Origin of the sequence: Enhydrobacter sp., assembly GCA_025808875.1 — a bacterium.
Classification (GTDB): domain Bacteria; phylum Pseudomonadota; class Alphaproteobacteria; order Reyranellales; family Reyranellaceae; genus Reyranella.
Genome location: CP075528.1, coordinates 4,403,448 through 4,420,587 on the forward strand (window position 1 = coordinate 4,403,448; position 17,140 = coordinate 4,420,587).

Here is a 17,140-nt window from a genome sequence, read left to right on the forward strand (position 1 = left end):
GTCCGGTGACGTCGCGTGCACACGGCCGCCGCCGAAACGGCTACAGCGCGGCGGACGCGGTCCTGGCGACGGGCTTGCGACGCTCCTCGAGGCGCTGCAGCACGGTGAAGAACGACGGCACGAACAGGACGGCAAGGCAGGTAGAGGCGATCATGCCGCTGAACACGCAGAGGCCGAGCGAGACGCGCGCCGCCGCGCCGGCACCGCTGGCGATCACGAGCGGCACGACGCCGAGGATGAAGGCGAAGGACGTCATGAGGATCGGCCTGAGGCGTCGCACTGCGGCCTCAAGCGCGGCCTGCTCGATCGGCTTGCCGTGGACGATGCGCTCCTCGCGCGCCACCTCGACGATCAGGATGGCGTTCTTGGCGCCGAGCGCGATCAGCAGCACCAGCCCGATCTGGGTGTAGAGATTGTTGCCGAGCTCGGGGATCGGGGTCAGGGCGATGGCCGGACCGATCAGCGCGAGCGGCACGGCGAAGATCACGGCGAAGGGCGACAGCCAACTCTCGTACTGGCCGGCGAGGCAGAGATAGACCAGCACAATCGCCAGGCCGAAGATGTAAACGAGCTGCGGCCCGACCAGCTTCTCCTGGTAGGACATCCCCGTCCATTCGTAGCTCGTTCCGGGCGGCAGGGTCTGGGCGGCGACCTGCTCCATCAGTTCGATGGCCTCGCCGGAACTGAAGCCGGTCGCCGGCATGCCGACGACCGCCGCCGAGGGATAGAGATTGTAGAGGCTGATGATCGACGAGCCGAGCACCGGGCGCAGCTGCGCCAGCGCGCCGATCGGCACCATCTTGCCGGTCGCGCTGCGCACGTTGAGCTTGAGGACGTCCTCGGGCCGGGCGCGGTACTGCGAATCGGCCTGCACGAAGACCTGCAGGCTGAGCCCGAACTTGTTGAAGCGGTTGACGAAGGTCGAACCGAGATAGGCCGACAGGGTCGAGAACACGTCGCCCACCGAGACCTGCAGCGTCTCGGCCTTGGAGCGGTCGACGTCGAGCTCGATGTAGGGGGCGTCGGCGCGGAAGGACGTCAGGATGTGGGAGATCGAACTCTGCGTCTTCGCCTTGGCGATGACGGCGTCGGCGACGTCCTGCAGCCGCACGAGATCGAAGCTGCCGTCGCGCTGCTCGATCTGCATCTGGAAGCCCGAGGCATTGCCGATGCCCTGGATGGGCGGCGGGATGATGACGAAACCGCTGCCGTCGGACAGCGTCTGCATCTTCTGCGAAAGGCCGAAGAAGAGCGTCTTGAGATCCTGGCCATTGGCCGTGGTGCGCTCGCTCCAGTCCTTGAGAATGACGTAGGCGGTGCCTGAATTGGCGAGCGACGCGCTGTTGTCGAGGACGGAGATGCCGGAGATGGCGACGACGCGATCGACGCCCGGCGTATCCTTGGCGATCCGCGTGACCTCGGCCATCGCCGCCTCGGTGCGCTCGAGCGAGGCGCCGGCCGGCAGCTGCACGCCGATCACGACGTAACCCTGGTCCTCGAGCGGGATGAAGCCGGTCGGCACGCGCAGGAGCGCCCACAGGCCGCCGGCCGACAGCAGCACGGCCAGCGCGATCATGAGGACGCTGCGGCGGACCATGACGGCGATCAGGCGGCCATAGGCGCGCTCGAAGCGGTCGTAGCCTGAATTGAAGGCGCGGAAGAAGATGTTGCGCTTCTCCGGCGGCGTCGCCGGCCGCAGCCAGAGCGCGCACTGGGTAGGCTTGAGCGTGGCGGCATTGACGGCGCTGATGAACGCGGTGGCCGCGATCACCAGCGCGAACTGGGCGAACATCTGGCCGGTCAGACCCGGGATGAACGAAGCCGGGATGAACACGGCCATCAGCACGAGGGTGATGCCGATGACAGGTCCGAGCAGCTCCTCCATCGCCTTGATGGCGGCGTCGCGGCCCGACATGCCGCGCTGGATGTAGTGGCTGACGCCCTCGACGATGACGATGGCGTCGTCGACCACGATGCCGATGGCCAATACGATGCCGAACATGGTCGACAGGTTGATCGTGAACCCGAGCGCGGCCATCACGGCAAAGGCGCCGATGATGGTCACCGGAATGGTGGTCGCCGGCACCAGCATGGCGCGCCAGTCCTGCACGAACAGCACGATCACGATCAGGACCAGAACGCCAGCCTCGAGCAGGGTCATGAAGACCTCGTCGATCGAGGCCTTGACGAACTTGGTCGTGTCGAAGGGCACGACGTAGGTGAGACCCGGCGGGAAGGTGCGCGCGAGTTCGGCCATCTTCTTGTCGACCGCCAGCGCGACGCTGAGCGCATTGGCCTCGGGCGTCGTGTAGATGGCCATCGCAGCGGCGGGCTTGCCGTCGAGCTTGGCGTCCTGCGCGTAGTTCTGCGCGCCGAGCTCGACTCGCCCCACATCCTTGACCCGCACGATGCGGCCGCCGCTGCCGCTGGAGGCCTTGACGACGATGTTGCCGAACTCCTCGGGGCTGGCCAGTCGCCCCTGGACGTCGATGGTGTACTGGAAATCCTGGCCCCTGGCGGCCGGCGGCGTGCCGACCTGGCCGGCCGTCACCGACTGGTTCTGCGACTGCACCACCTTGATGACGTCGGCTGGCGTCAGTCCGTAGGTGTAGAGAAGCTGCGGGTCGAGCCACAGGCGCATCGAGTACTGACCCACACCCAGCACCTGCACGTTGCCGACGCCCGGCACGCGCGCCAGCTCGTTCACCAGGTTGATGGTGGCATAGTTGCTCATGTAGAGGCTGTCGAAGCGCGCGTCGGGCGACTGCAGCATCACGATCTCGAGGATCGAGGTCGACTTCTTCTGCACCGTCACGCCCTGCGCCTGTACGGACTGGGGCAGGGCGGCCAGCGCGGCACTCACCCGGTTCTGCACCAGGACCTGCGCGAAATCGAGATCGGTGCCGATCTCGAAGGTGACGGTGAGCGTATAGGTGCCGGAATCGGTGCTCGTCGATTGCATGTAGATCATGCGCTCGACGCCGTTGACCTGCAGCTCGATCGGCAGCGCGATCGTGTCGACGACGGTCTTGGCCGACGCGCCGGGATAGGTCGTCGTGACCTGCACGGTGGGCGGCACGATGTTGGGATACTGCGCGATCGGCAGGGTGAAGGCGGCGACCGCGCCGATCAGCGTGATCACGATGGCCAGCACGTTGGCCAGCACCGGCCTGTCGATGAAGAACCGCGAGATCATCGGCGCTCTCCCCGCGCGATCACTTGGAAGGCGTTGAGGCAGCCGGCGGAGGCTCGATCTTGGTCGGCTTGGGCACGACCTTGTTGCCCGGGATCGCGCGGCCGCTGGTCGACAGCACGACGCGATCGTCAGGCGACAGGCCCGACATGATGACCCGCATGCCGCCGACCGTCGCCTGGCCGGTGGTCACGTGCTTCTGCTCGACGACATCGTCCTTGTTGACTACCAGCAGGTACTTTCCGGCCTGGTCCTCGGCGAGCACGCGGTTGGGCACCAGCAGGGCCTGCTGGTCGGGCGCGCCGGTCGGAATGCGCGCCCGCACGAAGAAGCCCGGCAGGAGCGCGCCGCTGGCGTTCTGGAACAGCCCGCGCACCTGTATGGTGCCGGTGGTGCTGTCGAGCTCGGGCGAGACGTAGTTGAGATTGCCGGCGTGCGGGAAGCCCTGTTCGTTCATCAGCCCGATCTCCATCGGCACCCGGCTGAGCTCCTCGAGCGTTAGGCGGCGGTCGCCGATGTTGGCGCGGATCGACAGGACTTCCTGTTCGCTCAACGTGAAAGTGGCATAGATCGGATCGAGCTGAACGATGGTCGCGAGCTTGGTGGCGACGCCGTTGCCGACCAGCTCGCCGACCGAGACGAGATGGCGCGTGACGATCCCGTCGAACGGCGCGAGGACCTTGGTGTAGCCGAGATTGGTCTTGGCGATCACGAGGCTGGCCTCGTTGTTCTCGACGGTGGCCGCCGCCGAATCGCGGGACGCTTTGGCCTGGTCGTAGCTGACCTGCGCCGACACGTTCTGGCGCAGCAGCGTCTCCTGGCGGACGAATTCGGCCTGCGCCTTCACGAGCTGGGCCTTGGCCGATTCGAGCTGGGCCTCGGCCTGCTTCACCTGCGCTTCGTAGCTGACCGGCTCGATCTGGAACAGCACGTCGCCCTTCTTCACGAGCGCACCGTCCTTGTAGTCGATCGACACGAGGAAGCCCTGGACACGCGCGACCAGATCCACGGTGGCGAACGCCTGGGTGTTGCCGGTCAGCTCGGCGTAAGGAGTGACCGCCTGCTTCAGCGGCTGGGCAACACTGATCTCGGGTGGCGGTGGCGCCACCAGCTTGTTCTCGGGCTTGCAACTCGTCAGCGCCAGAGCGACGACGAGGCCTGCAGCGACACGGCTTGATGCGATTGCCATACTCCCCCCGGAAGCACGCTCGACGGATAGCGCATCTTCAGATCGTGCGCCACTTGAGGTGGATCAGTCCGGGTCCGGCGGAGCAAACAGGCGGATGGCCAGCAGGCCGTACACGAAGCCGCCGATATGCGCCACCCAGGCCACCGGCGTGCCGTCCGACCCCGGCGCACCGCCGAACAGGCCGAAGAAGACGTTGATGCCGATCCAGATGCCGGCGACCGGCAAGAGCGACGGCAGGTTGCCGACCCGGCGCATCATCATGAGCACCGCGCCGAATACACCGCTCACCGCGCCTGATGCCCCGACCACCGGGTCGGCAGAGTCAGGATAGGAGAGGACGTGGACGAGACCGGCGACCATGCCGGCCGACAGGTAGAAGACGACGAAGCGGCGCGAGCCGAGCAGCCGCTCGACCGGTGCTCCGAAGGCGGCGAGGCTCAGCATGTTGATGCCGAGATGGACCCAGCCGCCATGGATGAACTGATAGGTGAATGGCGCGGCGATCAGGGCCGGCAGGCCGGCGCCGATGTCGCTGGTATAGGCCGCGGGCACCAGCCCGAGCCCCAGCACGATCTCGTCGTCGAGCTGCGCATCGACCATCAGCCGCACGACCTGGACGGCGATGTTGATGCCGATCAGCCACAGGATCGCCGGCGGCAGGTTGATCGCACGCTCGCCGGGGCCACGCTCCGGTCCTCGACGCCTGAAGTCGTCGAAAGGCATCCTTCGCTCCGCAATTGCGACGCCGCGGCGTCAGGTCTTGGGTCCGCCCTGGCCGATGGCGCGCAGCCTCAATCGCAGGGCGTTCAGCTTGATGAAGCCCTCGGCATCGCGCTGGTTGTAGGTCCCCTGGTCGTCCTCGAAGGTGACGTGCTGCATGGAGTAGAGCGACCTCGGCGACTTGCGGCCGACCACGGTGGTGTTGCCCTTGTAGAGCTTGAGGCGGACCGTGCCGGAGACGTTCTCCTGGCTCTTGTCGATCGCGGCCTGCAGCATCTCGCGCTCCGGCGAGAACCAGAATCCATAGTAGACCAGCTCGGCGTAGCGCGGCATCAGTTCGTCCTTGAGATGGCCGGCGCCGCGATCGAGCGTGATCGATTCGATGCCGCGATGTGCGGCGTGGAGGATCGTGCCGCCCGGCGTCTCGTAGATGCCGCGGCTCTTCATGCCGACGAAACGATTCTCGACGAGGTCGAGGCGGCCGATGCCGTTGGCCTTCCCGAGCTCGTTCAATCTCGTGAGCAGGCTAGCCGGCGACATCCTCACGCCGTCGATGGCGACCGCATCGCCCCTCTCGAAGTCGACCGTGATGTAGGTCGCCTTGTCGGGCGCCTGCTCCGGCGAGATGGTACGCTGATAGACCATCTCGTCGGCTTCCTCCCACGGATCCTCGAGGATCTTGCCCTCGCTCGAGGAGTGCAGGAGGTTGGCGTCGACCGAGAACGGCGCCTCGCCGCGCTTGTCCTTGGCTATCGGTATCTGGTGCTTCTCGGCGAACTCGAGCAGCTTGGTGCGCGAGCTGAGCTCCCATTCGCGCCACGGCGCGATCACCTTGATGTCGGGCTTCAGCGCATAGTAGGTCAGCTCGAAGCGCACCTGGTCGTTGCCCTTGCCGGTGGCACCGTGACACACCGCGTCGGCACCGGTGTCGCGAGCGATTTCGATCTGACGCTTGGCGATCAGCGGGCGGGCGATCGAGGTGCCGAGCAGATACTGCCCCTCGTAGAGGGCGTTGGCGCGGAACATCGGGAACACGAAATCACGCACGAACTCTTCGCGCACATCGTCCATGAAGATGTTCTGCGGCTTGATGCCCAACATCTCCGCCTTCTTGCGCGCCGGGCCGAGCTCCTCGCCCTGGCCGAGATCGGCGGTGAAGGTCACGACCTCGCAGCCGTAGGTGGTCTGCAGCCACTTCAGGATGACGGAGGTGTCGAGGCCGCCCGAATAGGCCAGGACGACCTTCTTGATGTCGCCCTTCTTGTAGGTCCCGGTATAAGTAATGCTCATGGCTGCCCCTCGGGCTTCTGTGCGGCGTCGGAAAGCGCGGGACTATAGCCACGGCCCTTGGCCGGGCAAGCGTTGGAGGAGAGACTGGGACATGCGTTTGGGCCGGCTATTCACCCTCCTAATGACGGCATCGACGCTGCTGGCACCTCGCGCGGGCGCCGCGGCTGGTTGCGACACCAACGATGCGGCAACCTCCATCCGCACCTCGGGCGGAAACTGCTTCTCATTCCATGCCTCGCCCGGCAGCGCCTCCGGTGGTCCGCTGATCGTGTTCATGCACGGTGACGGCGGCGGCTCGGTGAGTGCCGCCTACTGGACCGTCCTGACGCAACAGGCCGATGCACTTGCCGCGGCAACCTCGGCGCGCTTCGTCGTCCTGGTGCGACCGGGCTACGCGTCGCCGGGCGGCCGTTCGAGCGGCTCGGCCAAGTCCGGCGACGACGACTACACGCCGGCGAACGTAAAGCTCGCCGCCGAGGCGATCGCTGCACTGAAGAACCGCTTTCAGGCGTCGCGCACCGTGGTCGGCGGAACCTCGGGCGGAGCGGCCACGGCTGCCCTCGTCATGGGCCGTCATGCCGGAACCGCCGATGCCGCGTGGCTCAACGCCTGTCCTTGTCAGGTCCAGCCCTGGCGGGCCTGGCGCGAGCAATCGGCGGGCCGACGCACACCGTGGACGGCCTCGCTGTCTCCGGACGAGAATCTGTCGGGCGTCGCCATCGGCGCGCGCATCGTCGTGATCGCGGGTGACAAGGACTCCAACACGCCGCCAAGATTCTCGCAGGCCTATGTCGACGCCGCCCGCACACGCGGTGTCGATGCGCATCTGGTCATGGCGCCAGGCGCCACGCACGGCAGGGTCTGGCGCAGCGCGGAGGCGGCGGCCGCGTTACGCGGGTTGCTGCGCTGAGGAAGTCGTGACGACGCTGATCGACCGCTTCACCTATGCCGCCCGCCAGACCGCCCGCGTGGCCTGGTATGCCGGCCACTATGCTGCCGGGCTCAGGCTGCTCAAACCTATGCCCAAGCCGCAATTTCCCATCGGACCGACGCCGACGCGGGCCGAGCTGACGGCCGACATGCGCGCCCTTTTCCAGCACGAATGGCAGGACATCGAGGCCGGCCTCTTTCCATCACCCAGGCCGTTGTCGATCGATGCCGGCGAGTTCCTGCGCCGCAGCCTGCTCTACTTCCGCGACTTGCCCAAGGTCGATGCGCGGCGCCATGGCGAGGCCAATGACCTGCCGCCCGGCGAGCAGGGCGACGGCCTGCCCGAGTACTACCGCCAGAACTTCCACTTCCAGAGCGACGGCTGGCTCTCCGAGCACTCGGCAAAGATCTACGACACCCAGGTCGAGGTGCTGTTCACCGGCGCCGCCGACGCCATGCGCCGCCGCGTGCTGAAGCCGCTCGCCGAATGGATGCAGGGGCGGAACCAGCGCGGGATGTGCGGCCTCGACGTCGGCTGCGGCACCGGCCGGCTGCTCGCCTTCCTGCACGATGCCTGGCCGGGCCTGAAGCTCACCGGCCTCGACCTCAGTGCGCCCTACCTCGCCGAGGCGCGGCGGCTGATCGGAAGGACGGCGCGCGTGAAGTTGGTCGAAGGCGCCGCCGAGACGCTGCCGTTCGACGACATGAGCTTCGACTTCATCGTCTCGTCCTTCCTGCTGCACGAGCTGCCGGCCGAGGTGCGCCACAAGACGCTGCTCGAGATGGCGCGCGTCGTGAAGCCCGACGGAAGGATCGTTATCGTCGATTCGATCCAGAAGGGCGACCAGCCGGCATGGGACGGCCTGCTCGACCTCTTCCCCCACTACTTCCACGAGCCGTACTATGCCGAGTATGCGAACGGCAGCCTCGAGAAATGGGCCGCGACGGCTACTCTAGGGGTGGTCGAACGGGAACGGGCGTTCTTATCGAGCGTCACGGTGCTTGAGCGGACCGCATGAACCGCACAGCTATCCTTTACGAATTTGGGCTGCACTCTGCTTTGCGGTCACGCTCTTTTCGTTCCTTGCCATCGGAACCGTCGGTATCCAGTGGCTAGTGCTCGCCATTCCCATCGCTATCGTCGCCGCGCCCGGCTGGATGCTCTTTCATCGAAAAGGGGGCGACAACCCAGCGCGCTCGCCGCGCTGGCGCAGGCTGGGGCTCTTGAGCTGGCCGCAGGCGGCGGAGATGTCGCGACCACGCGACGTGCGCGCGGGGCGATCAGGGAGCGATCACCTCAGGCTTCGCCTTCAATGCCGTCGCTCGACGGCGCATAGCGGCGTCGAAAGTGACAAACCAATCGGCGTGGCCACTTGACGCGAGATGAACTGCGTCAGCGAGATCCATGCCTCGGCGGAACCAGCCGACAGCTCGTGCGACGGTCGCCGCGTCCTCGACCTCGACGTTCCCAGTGGCCAGAATCGTCTCGATCGCCGACGCAATCGCCGCCGCGGACTGCCGATAAACGCCCCGCATGACCCATTCGAATTCGAGGATCACGCTCTTGGGGATGAAAACCGTATCCGATGCCAATGCCTGTCGCGCAGCCTTGACCTGCTCGGCGTCGTCCTGAGCGAAGAGCCGAACGACGAGGTTAGTATCGACCGCGCGCATGACGCCGCCTGACCTCTTCGACGATGGCGGCGTTCATCTCTTCGATCGAATGTGGTGGCCCCTTGTACTTCAAGACACCGGCCCAGTCCGCGATCGTATGCCGCTTCTTCTTCGCTACCGGTCGCAACAACACACCATCGGCCCGCCGCTCGACCGATAGTTCAGTTCCCGGCTTCCAGTGACATTCGTCACGAATCGCCTTGGGCAGGATCACCTGGCCCTTGGTGGAAAGCTTCGTTTTCATCTCTCCATCTTACCGGTAAGATCGGCGGTGCGTCAAATCTGCGGACGCACCGGATTTACCACCTTCTGTCCGCGCTGGCGGATGCTGGCGCTCTTGAGCTGGCCGCAGGCGGCGGAGATGTCGCGGCCGCGCGGTGTGCGAACGGGAGCGCTCAGTCCGCCGTCGTTGACGATCTCGGCGAAGCGGTGGATGCGGTTGTTGGAGCTGCACTCGTAGGGCGCGCCCGGCCAGGGGTTGAACGGGATCAAATTCACCTTGGCGTGGATGGACTTGAGGATCCGCACCAGCTCGCGCGCGTCCGCATCGCTGTCGTTGACGCCCTTCAGCATCGCGTACTCGAAGGTGATCCGCCGGCTGTTCCGGGCGCCGGGATAATCGGCGCAGGCCTTCAGGAGCTCGGCGATCGGCCATTTGCGATTGATGGGCACCAGTGTATCGCGCACCGCGTCGTTCACCGCATGCAGCGACACGGCGAGGTTGACGTCGAGCACCTCGGCAACCCTGGGGATCATCGGCACGACGCCCGAGGTCGAGAGTGTGATGCGGCGGCGACTGAGCGCGATGCCCTGCTCGTCCATGACGATCCTGAGCGCGGTCGCGACGTTGTCGAAATTGTAGAGCGGCTCGCCCATGCCCATCATGACGATGTTGGAGAGCATGCGTGTGGTCTCGATCGGTGTCGGCCATTCGCCGTAGCTGTCGCGCGCCACCATGAACTGGCCGACGATCTCCGCCGCCGAGAGATTGCGCACCAGGGGCTGCGTGCCGGTGTGGCAGAAGCTGCAGGTCAAGGTGCAGCCGACCTGGCTCGACACACACACCGAGCCGCGATCCTCCTCCGGAATGTTGACGGTCTCGGCCTCGTTGCCGTCGCCGAAGCGCAGCAGCCACTTGCGCGTGCCGTCGACCGAGCGTTGCTCGGTGACGATGGCAGGGCGCTCGATCACGAACAGATCGGCCAGCTTTTCGCGCGTCTTCCCGGCGATGTTGGACATGCGGCCGAAGTCGGTGACGCCGTGCCAGTAGATCCAGTGCCAGACCTGCTTGGCGCGGAACGGCTCCAGCCCCGCCTCGACCAGCGAGCTCTCGAGCTCGGCACGCGCCAGCCCGACCAGATTGCGTCGCGTGTCGTTCCGCCGCGCGTGAGCGGGTTCGACGATCTGCAGCGGTTCGGTCGGGACGACGGACATTGGGCTCAAGATGGGGACTTCCCCGACCGGCGCAAGCGCTGCCTGCGCTTGTAGATCGGCTCGCCGAACACCGGCAATTGCAGTATCTCGGTCGGGCCGCCTTCGGCCACCGGGCGCGGCGCGTGTCGGCCGAGGCTTAGAAGTCTGTCGTACATGATCAGCGCTCCGGCGACGCCAAGATTGACCGAGAAGCGGGTCGGGATCTTGACCAAATAGTCGCATCTCGACTGTAGCTCGGCCGACAGGCCCTCGCGCTCGGCGCCCAGCACATAGGCCGCCTGCCGCGGGTGGCGGAACGACGGCAGCTCGACCGCCTCGTCGCTGATCTCGACGCCGACCAGCCGGCAACCCAGCGGCAGGCGGAACGATTCCAGGTCGGCAAAATGATAGGTCGGCACCGAGCGCGGCGTATCCGACGTATCGCTGTGCGCCCCTTCATGCCGATTGTACTGGGCGCGCACAGTGAAGACGAAGGAAGCGCCGAAGGCATGGGAGGTGCGAAACAAGGTGCCGACATTCATCGCCTTGCTGACGCCTTCCACGCCGATCCCGAAATAGCCTTTCATGGTCGCGCAATTTGTAGCATGAACCACCTCCAGAATGACCGTTCCCTCGCCGCTGGATGACGTTCGGGCTCAGTACGAGGCCCTGCCCTATCCGCCGCGGGACCCCCGCGACGAGGCCATCCGGCTGATCACCGGGACGCCGAGCCACATTCTCGAGGTCAACCACTACCTATTTGCCGGCCGGCTCAATTTTTCCCGGCCCTTTCGCGCCCTGGTCGCGGGGGGAGGAACGGGCGATGCCTGCATCATGCTGGCCCAGCAACTCGCCGACCGGCGTTGTCCCGGCGAAGTGGTCTATCTCGATCTTTCGACCGCCTCCCGTCAGATCGCCGAGGCACGAGCCAAGGCACGCAGCCTGCGCAATATCCAGTTCGTGAGCGGATCGCTGCTCGACCTGCCGTCGATGTCGATCGGTACCTTCGACTACATCGACTGCACCGGTGTCCTGCACCACCTCCCCGACCCCGCCCAGGGCATGGCATCGCTCGCCTCGGTGCTGCAGCCCGAGGGCGGCATCGGCGTCATGCTTTACGGCGAGTACGGCAGGAGCGGCGTCTATCCCCTGCAGGAGCTGCTGCGCACCCTGGCGCCACCGTCGATGGCGCTGGAAGACCGCATTGCCATGGCCAAGCGGCTGATTCGCTTCCTGCCGACCACGAACCTCTTCCGCCGCAATCCCTATCTCAACGACCATGTCACCGGCGGCGATGCCGGCTTGTACGACCTGCTGCTGCACAGCTGCGACCGCGCCTTCACCGTTCCCGAGATCGCGACCCTGACGGCGGCGGCGGGACTGCGCGTCGTGGCGTTCCTCGAGCCGGTGCGATACGAGCCCTCGACCTACATGAGCGACCCCGTAATCGCGCGGCAGGCGAGTTCGCTGCCGCTGGTCGAGCGCGCCGCCTTCGCCGAACGGCTGGCCGGCAACCTGCGTACCCACGTCTTCTATGCGACGCGCGCCGGCTTCGACACGGTGGCACGTCCGGAAGACTCGCAGGCCATCCCGGTGCTACGCGAGATGGATGCCCAGAAGCTCGCAGCGGGCCTTCAACCGGGCACACCGCTGGTCGCCAATCTCGACGGCTTCCCCTGGCGTGCACAGCTTCCCGCCCTCGCCCCACGCATCGTCTCGCAGATCGACGGCCGCCGTTCCGTCGCCGAGATCTACACCTCGCTCGGCATGCAGGGCAGCCTGCCGCAATGGGAGGAGTTCTACGCCCAGTTCGAGGATCTCTACGTCAAGCTGAACGGCGTCAATCACCTGTTGCTGCGCTTCCGGACCTGATCCGCCATGGGCGGCCCCATCCTGGCCCTCGCCCTCGCCAACTCCTTCCTCTGGGCGGTCTACCTGCTGCTGACGCGCTTCGTCGTCAGCGCCGCACAACTCGACGCCTGGGCCTATACGCTGGTCCAGCTCCTCGCCGCGGGGCTGGTGCTGCTGTGGATCGGACGCCGCGCGCCCGGCAGTTGGCGCGACCTGCTCGCTCCCTGGACCGTGGCCTATGCCTTCCTGCGCGTCGGCATCAACGGCGCGACGGCCGCCGCGATCGTCTGGCTTGCCATCACGCAGAGCACGCTGCTGTCGACGGTGAGCGTGCTGATCGGCGCGGCATCGGGCTGGATGCTGACCCGCAGCGCACCGGCGCGCCGCGACTGGAGCGGTCTCGGCCTGCTCGCCGTCGGCATCGCCGCCTTCACGCTCACCCTCACCCCCGAGGCCTGGCGCGGTGTCGGCTGGCTGGTTGCGTCGGAGGCGATGGCCGTCGCGGGATCGTGGATGATCGCCTACCACCCGCGCAACCGCTCGACCGACCTTGCCGCGCGCAGCCGTTTCACGGGCGAGATCCTCGTCGCCGCCTCGATCGCCCTGATCCTTGTGTGGACCATGCTGGGACTCGGCGGGATCGTCTCCTCCCCTTGGGCGAGCGCGGGCGACGCCTTCGGTCGCATCGAGCTCTGGTTCTACGCGATCATCGCGGGATTGATGTTCCGTGCGCCGGGCACCTGGCTCGGCTTCTGGACCATCAACCGTACGGGTGTGCAGACTTATCTGATCGCACTCACCGCCATGCCGTTCTTCGCTATCGCCCTGGAGAGCGCGGCGGCGCATTTCGCCTGGGTGACTCCCCCCGACCTGCGCGGCATGGAATGGCTCGCCGCCGGCGTCATCCTCGTCGCGGCGACGTGGCTGATCGCGCTCCGCATCAAAGCCCCGCCAACCGCCTCTCCATAAGTCGTTTCTCGGGCAGCGTGCGGGCAAGCCGTGCCGCCTGCTCCAGTTGGAGGCGCGCCTCGTCGCGACGGCCGAGCTCGGCGAGGAACAGGCCACGCGCCGCCGCGCCGTAGGGATTCCCCTCGACCGCCGGCAGGGCCGCCAGCCCGGCCGCCGGACCGTCGCTGCGCCCGATCGCGACGGCGCGCGCCAGCGCAACGATCGGCGACGGATCGAGGTCGGCCAGACGATCGTAGAGGACGGAGATCCGTGCCCAGTCGGTCACCTCGGCGGCTTCGGCGAGCGCGTGCACGGCGGCGATCTCCGCCCGGAGGTGCCACACCGTCAGGTCGCTGCCGCATGCGGAGCGTTCCAGATGCGCCAGGCCGAGCGCGATCAGCTCGCGATCCCACAGCTCTCGCGGCTGATGGTCGAGCAGTTGGGCGACACCGTCGGGTCCGACCCGCGTCGGCAGCCGCGCCGCGGTGAGCGTCAGCAGCGCGGCGAGAGCGTGGCTCGTCGGCCCTGCGGTGACCGGATGCCGGGCGAGGGCACAGGCGAGCCGCACCGCCTCGACGCAGAGCTCGGGCTGAACCAGCACGTCGCCCGACGACGCCGAGTATCCCTCGTTGAACATGAGGAAGACGGCGGTGCGCACCGACTCGGCGCGCTCGGCAAGCATCTCCGGCGGCGGCGCCTCGATCGCCACGCCCGCGCGCCCGAGCCGCCGACGCGCCCGGACCAGGCGTTGGGCGATGGCGGCGGGCTCGGCGAGCAGGCCCGAGGAGATCTGCTCGACCGTGAAACTGCACACGGCCTTGAGCGCGAAGGTCACGCGCAGCTCGGGCGACAGCGCGGGATGGCACACGGCGAACAGCAGCGCGAGCTCGTCGTCGTTCAGCTCGCGATCGAACCGGCCCTCGGCCTCGACCGGGCCGGGCAGCATGGACAGCAGTTCGTCGGCGACCAGCAGGCCGCGCTGCTCATGGCGCAGCCGGTCGAGTGCGCGATTGTGCGCCACGACGGCGAGCCAGGCTTCCGGACGGTCCGGCACGCCCCTGAAGGGCCACGACGATAGCGCCTGCATCAGCGCGTGCTGGACGGCATCCTCGGCAAGGGCGATACGGCTCGCGCCCAGTCGACGGGCCAGCACCGCGACCAGCCGGCTCGTCGAATCGCGGGCGAGACGATCGACGAGGTCGTGGACGCCGCCGCTCAGCCCGCCGCCTTGGCTTGGGCGACCGACATCTGGTCGATCGGACGCAACTCGACCCAGTTGCTCTCGGACCACAGGTGCGGGCAATCCCGGGCGATCGCCTCGGCTTCGGAGTCGTTCGTGGCCTCAATGACGAAATAGCCGCCGATCACGTCCTTGGCCTCGGCATAGGGCCCGTCGCTCGCCACCGGCTTGCCTCCCTCCAATCGCACGTGACGGCCGCCGCCGGCGGCGAGCTTTTCGCCGCCCACCATCTTGCCCTGCCGGCGCAGGCCGTCAGCCCAGGCCGAGTAGCGGCGGATCACCTCCATCATCTTCTCACGCGGCAGATCGGCCGCGTAGTTGGGCGCCTGGTGCAGCAGCAGGATGTATTGAGCCATGGTGTTCTCCCGTGGTGACGACGGTCTTCTCCATCACCTCATCGACGTCCGGGGGCGGCCGGAATCGACAAACAATCTTCCATCAGGGGAGGAAGGATCATTTTTTCAGCACCTCGGGATTGATGAGATTGATCGGCTTGCCGTCGAGCCAGGCTTCGACATCCTCGATCGTGCCGGCATAGAAGTGCCGATAGCTCTCCTCGACGACGTAGCCTAGGTGCGGCACCAGGGTGACGTTGTCGAGCCGGGTGAGCGGATGGCCCTTGGGCAACGGTTCCTTGTCATATACGTCGAGGCCGGCATGAGCGATGGTGCCGTTCTCGAGCGCGGCGACGAGTGCCGCTTCGTCGACGATCGGCCCGCGCGAGGTGTTCACGAGGATCGCGGTCTTCTTCATCTTGGCGAGATCCGCCGCGCCCAGCAGGCCGCGCGTGCGATCGGACAGCACGAGGTGGATGGAGACGAAATCGGAGGTGGCAAGCAACTCGTCCTTGCCGACCAGCCGGGCGCCGCCCTGCGCCGCCTTTTCGTCGGTCAGGTTCTGGCTCCAGGCGACGACGTCCATGCCGAACGCCCGGGCATAGCCCGCGACCCGGCTGCCGAGCTTGCCGAGCCCGAGCACGCCCAGCCGCTTGCCCTCCAGCACGACCATCTGCCTGATGCCGTCGTGCCAGCCGCCCGTGCGCATCAACCGCTCGGCCTTGGCGAGGTCGCGCGCGCAGGACATGAGGAGCGCCCAGCACAACTCGGCGGTCGGGGCGTTGGAGCCGCCGCCCGGCGTGTTGGAGATCGGGATGCCGCGTGCGGTCGCCGCCTTGTCGTCCAGGCTCGAGGCGCGCGCGCCGGTCAGGACCATGAATTTCAGGTTCGGCAGGCTGTCGATCAAGGCTTTGGGAAAGGCCGTTCGCTCGCGCAGCAGGCACAGCATGTCGAAGGGCGCGAGCTTGCGCGCGGCATCCTCGACCGAGCTGAAGGGCTCATGGAACACGGTGATGTCGACTCCGCGCTTCTTCAGGCGATCCCAATCGGCCATGCGCAGGGCGACCTTCTGGTAATCGTCGAGCAGGGCGAGCTTGCGGGTTTGCGGCATGGCGTTTCCTGGGAGAGAATGGGTGAGTCCCACTATAGCCGCAGGAGACGGTCATGAGCATCACCGTCACGCTGGTTGATCGCGACTTCGTGGCCGAGATCTCCGGCATCGATCTGGCCCGGAAACTGGAGGCGGCCGACCGCGATGCCATCGCGGCGGCCATCGACCGCTACGCCGTCGTCGTCTTCCATGACCAGAGGCTGAGCGACGACCGGCAGATCGAGTTCGCCGGCCACTTCGGCCCCATCCACGCCTCGGCACAGCGGGCGCGCCATCATGGAATCAAGCATCGTCTCGAGCGCACCGAGATCGCCGACATCTCCAACCTCGACGGCGACGGCAAGGTGCTCGACGTCGACGCGCGGCGCCGGCTCGACTGGCTGGCCAATCGGCTGTGGCACACCGACGCCTCTTTCCGTGCCGTGCCGGGCGCCCTCTCCATGCTCTATGCCCATGTCGTTCCAGGCGAGGGCGGCGACACCGAGTTCGCCGACCTGCGCGCCGCCTACGACGCCCTTCCCGCCGCCATGAAGGAGAGGATCGAGGGCATGGTCGCCATGCATTCGATCTTCCATTCGCGCGGCCAGCTCGACGTCACGAGGTACACGGAGCAGGAGCTGGCGAGCCTGCCGCCGGTGCCGCAGCGCGTGGTGCGCACCCACCCGGGCTCGCGGCGCAAGACGCTCTATCTCGCGAGCCACGCCTCGCACATCGTCGGCCTGCCGGTACCGGACGGACGGCTGCTGCTGATGGACCTGATCGAGCACGCCACGCAGCGGCGGTTCGTGCACACCCACCGCTGGCGCCAGGGTGACCTGGTGATCTGGGACAATCGCTGCACCATGCACCGCGCCCGGCCGTTCGACACGACCCAGGTGCGCGACCTGCGTCGGGTCACGACGCGTGACGTGGCATCGACGCTGGAGCAGGCGGCCTAGACGTCGCCGCGGTCGCGGCGCGGCTCGCCGGTCCGTAGCGCCGCCTTGGACAGCATGTGGGCGCTCACCGGCGCGGTGATGAACAGGAACAGCGAGATGGCGAGTTCGCTCAACCGCAACGCACCGCTGGTCGCCATCGAATGGATCAGCGACGCCACGACGATCGAACCGACGCCCAGGGTGGTCGCCTTGGTGGGTCCATGCAGGCGCATGAAGAAGTCGGGCAGTCTGGCGAGCCCGATGGAGCCGATCAGGGCGAATGCGCCGCCGACCAGCAACAGGATGGAAACGACCGCCTCGAGGATCAT

17 protein-coding genes are annotated in these 17,140 nt (G+C 67.0%); 5 read left to right on the forward strand and 12 right to left on the reverse strand.

Annotated features, from left to right (window positions below):
• Positions 1–40: 40 nt before the first annotated feature.
• The 4 genes from KIT25_21830 to KIT25_21845 all read right to left on the reverse strand — a co-directional run bounded on the left by KIT25_21830 (position 41) and on the right by KIT25_21845 (position 6,392).
• Entirely contained in the window at positions 41–3,196 is a 3,156-nt protein-coding gene (locus KIT25_21830; protein ID UYN94634.1) for an efflux RND transporter permease subunit, read from the reverse strand.
• A gap of 19 nt (positions 3,197–3,215) precedes the next feature.
• A complete protein-coding gene (locus tag KIT25_21835) occupies positions 3,216–4,382 on the reverse strand; it encodes an efflux RND transporter periplasmic adaptor subunit (GenBank protein UYN94635.1) in 1,167 nt (388 codons plus the stop codon).
• A 63-nt stretch (positions 4,383–4,445) separates the two neighbouring features.
• Positions 4,446–5,105 carry a rhomboid family intramembrane serine protease gene (locus KIT25_21840; GenBank protein UYN94636.1) on the reverse strand — a complete coding sequence of 220 codons (660 nt, stop codon included), beginning with the start codon at positions 5,103–5,105 and terminating at the stop codon, positions 4,446–4,448.
• Between the two features lie 30 nt (positions 5,106–5,135).
• Positions 5,136–6,392, reverse strand: coding sequence for an argininosuccinate synthase (locus KIT25_21845; GenBank protein UYN94637.1), 1,257 nt, complete (start codon positions 6,390–6,392; stop codon positions 5,136–5,138).
• Positions 6,393–6,513: 121 nt separating this feature from the next.
• Between KIT25_21845 and KIT25_21850 the strand changes: the two genes are divergently transcribed.
• Both KIT25_21850 and KIT25_21855 read left to right on the forward strand, forming a co-directional pair.
• Positions 6,514–7,302, forward strand: a complete 789-nt coding sequence (locus KIT25_21850; GenBank protein ID UYN94638.1) for a prolyl oligopeptidase family serine peptidase — start codon at positions 6,514–6,516, stop codon at positions 7,300–7,302.
• A gap of 7 nt (positions 7,303–7,309) precedes the next feature.
• Positions 7,310–8,341 carry a class I SAM-dependent methyltransferase gene (locus KIT25_21855; GenBank protein ID UYN94639.1) on the forward strand — a complete coding sequence of 344 codons (1,032 nt, stop codon included), beginning with the start codon at positions 7,310–7,312 and terminating at the stop codon, positions 8,339–8,341.
• A gap of 262 nt (positions 8,342–8,603) precedes the next feature.
• On the opposite strand, the gene KIT25_21860 is transcribed toward KIT25_21855, so the two are convergent.
• Genes KIT25_21860 through KIT25_21875 form a run of 4 tightly spaced genes read right to left on the reverse strand, consistent with a single transcriptional unit; the run spans position 8,604 to position 10,996 of the window.
• Positions 8,604–8,996 (reverse strand): type II toxin-antitoxin system VapC family toxin, encoded by a 393-nt coding sequence (locus tag KIT25_21860; protein ID UYN94640.1) that lies wholly within the window; start codon positions 8,994–8,996, stop codon positions 8,604–8,606.
• Entirely contained in the window at positions 8,977–9,240 is a 264-nt protein-coding gene (locus KIT25_21865) for an AbrB/MazE/SpoVT family DNA-binding domain-containing protein (GenBank protein ID UYN94641.1), read from the reverse strand. Before KIT25_21865 ends, KIT25_21860 begins: the two co-directional genes overlap by 20 nt.
• 32 nt (positions 9,241–9,272) lie before the next feature.
• Positions 9,273–10,430: a 23S rRNA (adenine(2503)-C(2))-methyltransferase RlmN gene (rlmN, locus tag KIT25_21870; protein ID UYN94642.1), complete on the reverse strand. Its 1,158-nt coding sequence runs from the start codon at positions 10,428–10,430 to the stop codon at positions 9,273–9,275.
• Between the two features lie 5 nt (positions 10,431–10,435).
• Complete coding sequence (locus KIT25_21875; protein ID UYN94643.1) at positions 10,436–10,996, reverse strand: RNA methyltransferase; 561 nt, start codon at positions 10,994–10,996, stop codon at positions 10,436–10,438.
• A 34-nt stretch (positions 10,997–11,030) separates the two neighbouring features.
• On the opposite strand from KIT25_21875, the gene KIT25_21880 reads away from it, so the two are divergent.
• Both KIT25_21880 and KIT25_21885 read left to right on the forward strand, forming a co-directional pair.
• On the forward strand, positions 11,031–12,281 hold the full coding sequence (locus KIT25_21880; protein ID UYN94644.1) for a class I SAM-dependent methyltransferase: 1,251 nt from the start codon (positions 11,031–11,033) through the stop codon (positions 12,279–12,281).
• Positions 12,282–12,287: 6 nt separating this feature from the next.
• Positions 12,288–13,229, forward strand: a complete 942-nt coding sequence (locus tag KIT25_21885; protein UYN94645.1) for a hypothetical protein — start codon at positions 12,288–12,290, stop codon at positions 13,227–13,229.
• Here the strand turns inward: KIT25_21885 and KIT25_21890 are convergent.
• The 3 genes from KIT25_21890 to KIT25_21900 form a co-directional block, all read right to left on the reverse strand.
• On the reverse strand, positions 13,201–14,361 hold the full coding sequence (locus tag KIT25_21890; protein UYN94646.1) for an RNA polymerase subunit sigma-24: 1,161 nt from the start codon (positions 14,359–14,361) through the stop codon (positions 13,201–13,203). The two genes, KIT25_21885 and KIT25_21890, sit on opposite strands and share 29 nt — an antisense overlap.
• Before the next feature lie 62 nt (positions 14,362–14,423).
• A complete protein-coding gene (locus tag KIT25_21895) occupies positions 14,424–14,804 on the reverse strand; it encodes a hypothetical protein (GenBank protein ID UYN94647.1) in 381 nt (126 codons plus the stop codon).
• A gap of 97 nt (positions 14,805–14,901) precedes the next feature.
• Positions 14,902–15,894, reverse strand: coding sequence for a D-2-hydroxyacid dehydrogenase family protein (locus KIT25_21900; GenBank protein ID UYN94648.1), 993 nt, complete (start codon positions 15,892–15,894; stop codon positions 14,902–14,904).
• Between the two features lie 53 nt (positions 15,895–15,947).
• On the opposite strand from KIT25_21900, the gene KIT25_21905 reads away from it, so the two are divergent.
• On the forward strand, positions 15,948–16,832 hold the full coding sequence (locus tag KIT25_21905; GenBank protein UYN94649.1) for a TauD/TfdA family dioxygenase: 885 nt from the start codon (positions 15,948–15,950) through the stop codon (positions 16,830–16,832).
• Here KIT25_21905 and KIT25_21910 read toward each other — a convergent pair.
• Positions 16,829–17,140, reverse strand: coding sequence for a Na+/H+ antiporter subunit G (locus tag KIT25_21910; GenBank protein ID UYN94650.1), 312 nt, complete (start codon positions 17,138–17,140; stop codon positions 16,829–16,831). The genes KIT25_21905 and KIT25_21910 overlap by 4 nt on opposite strands.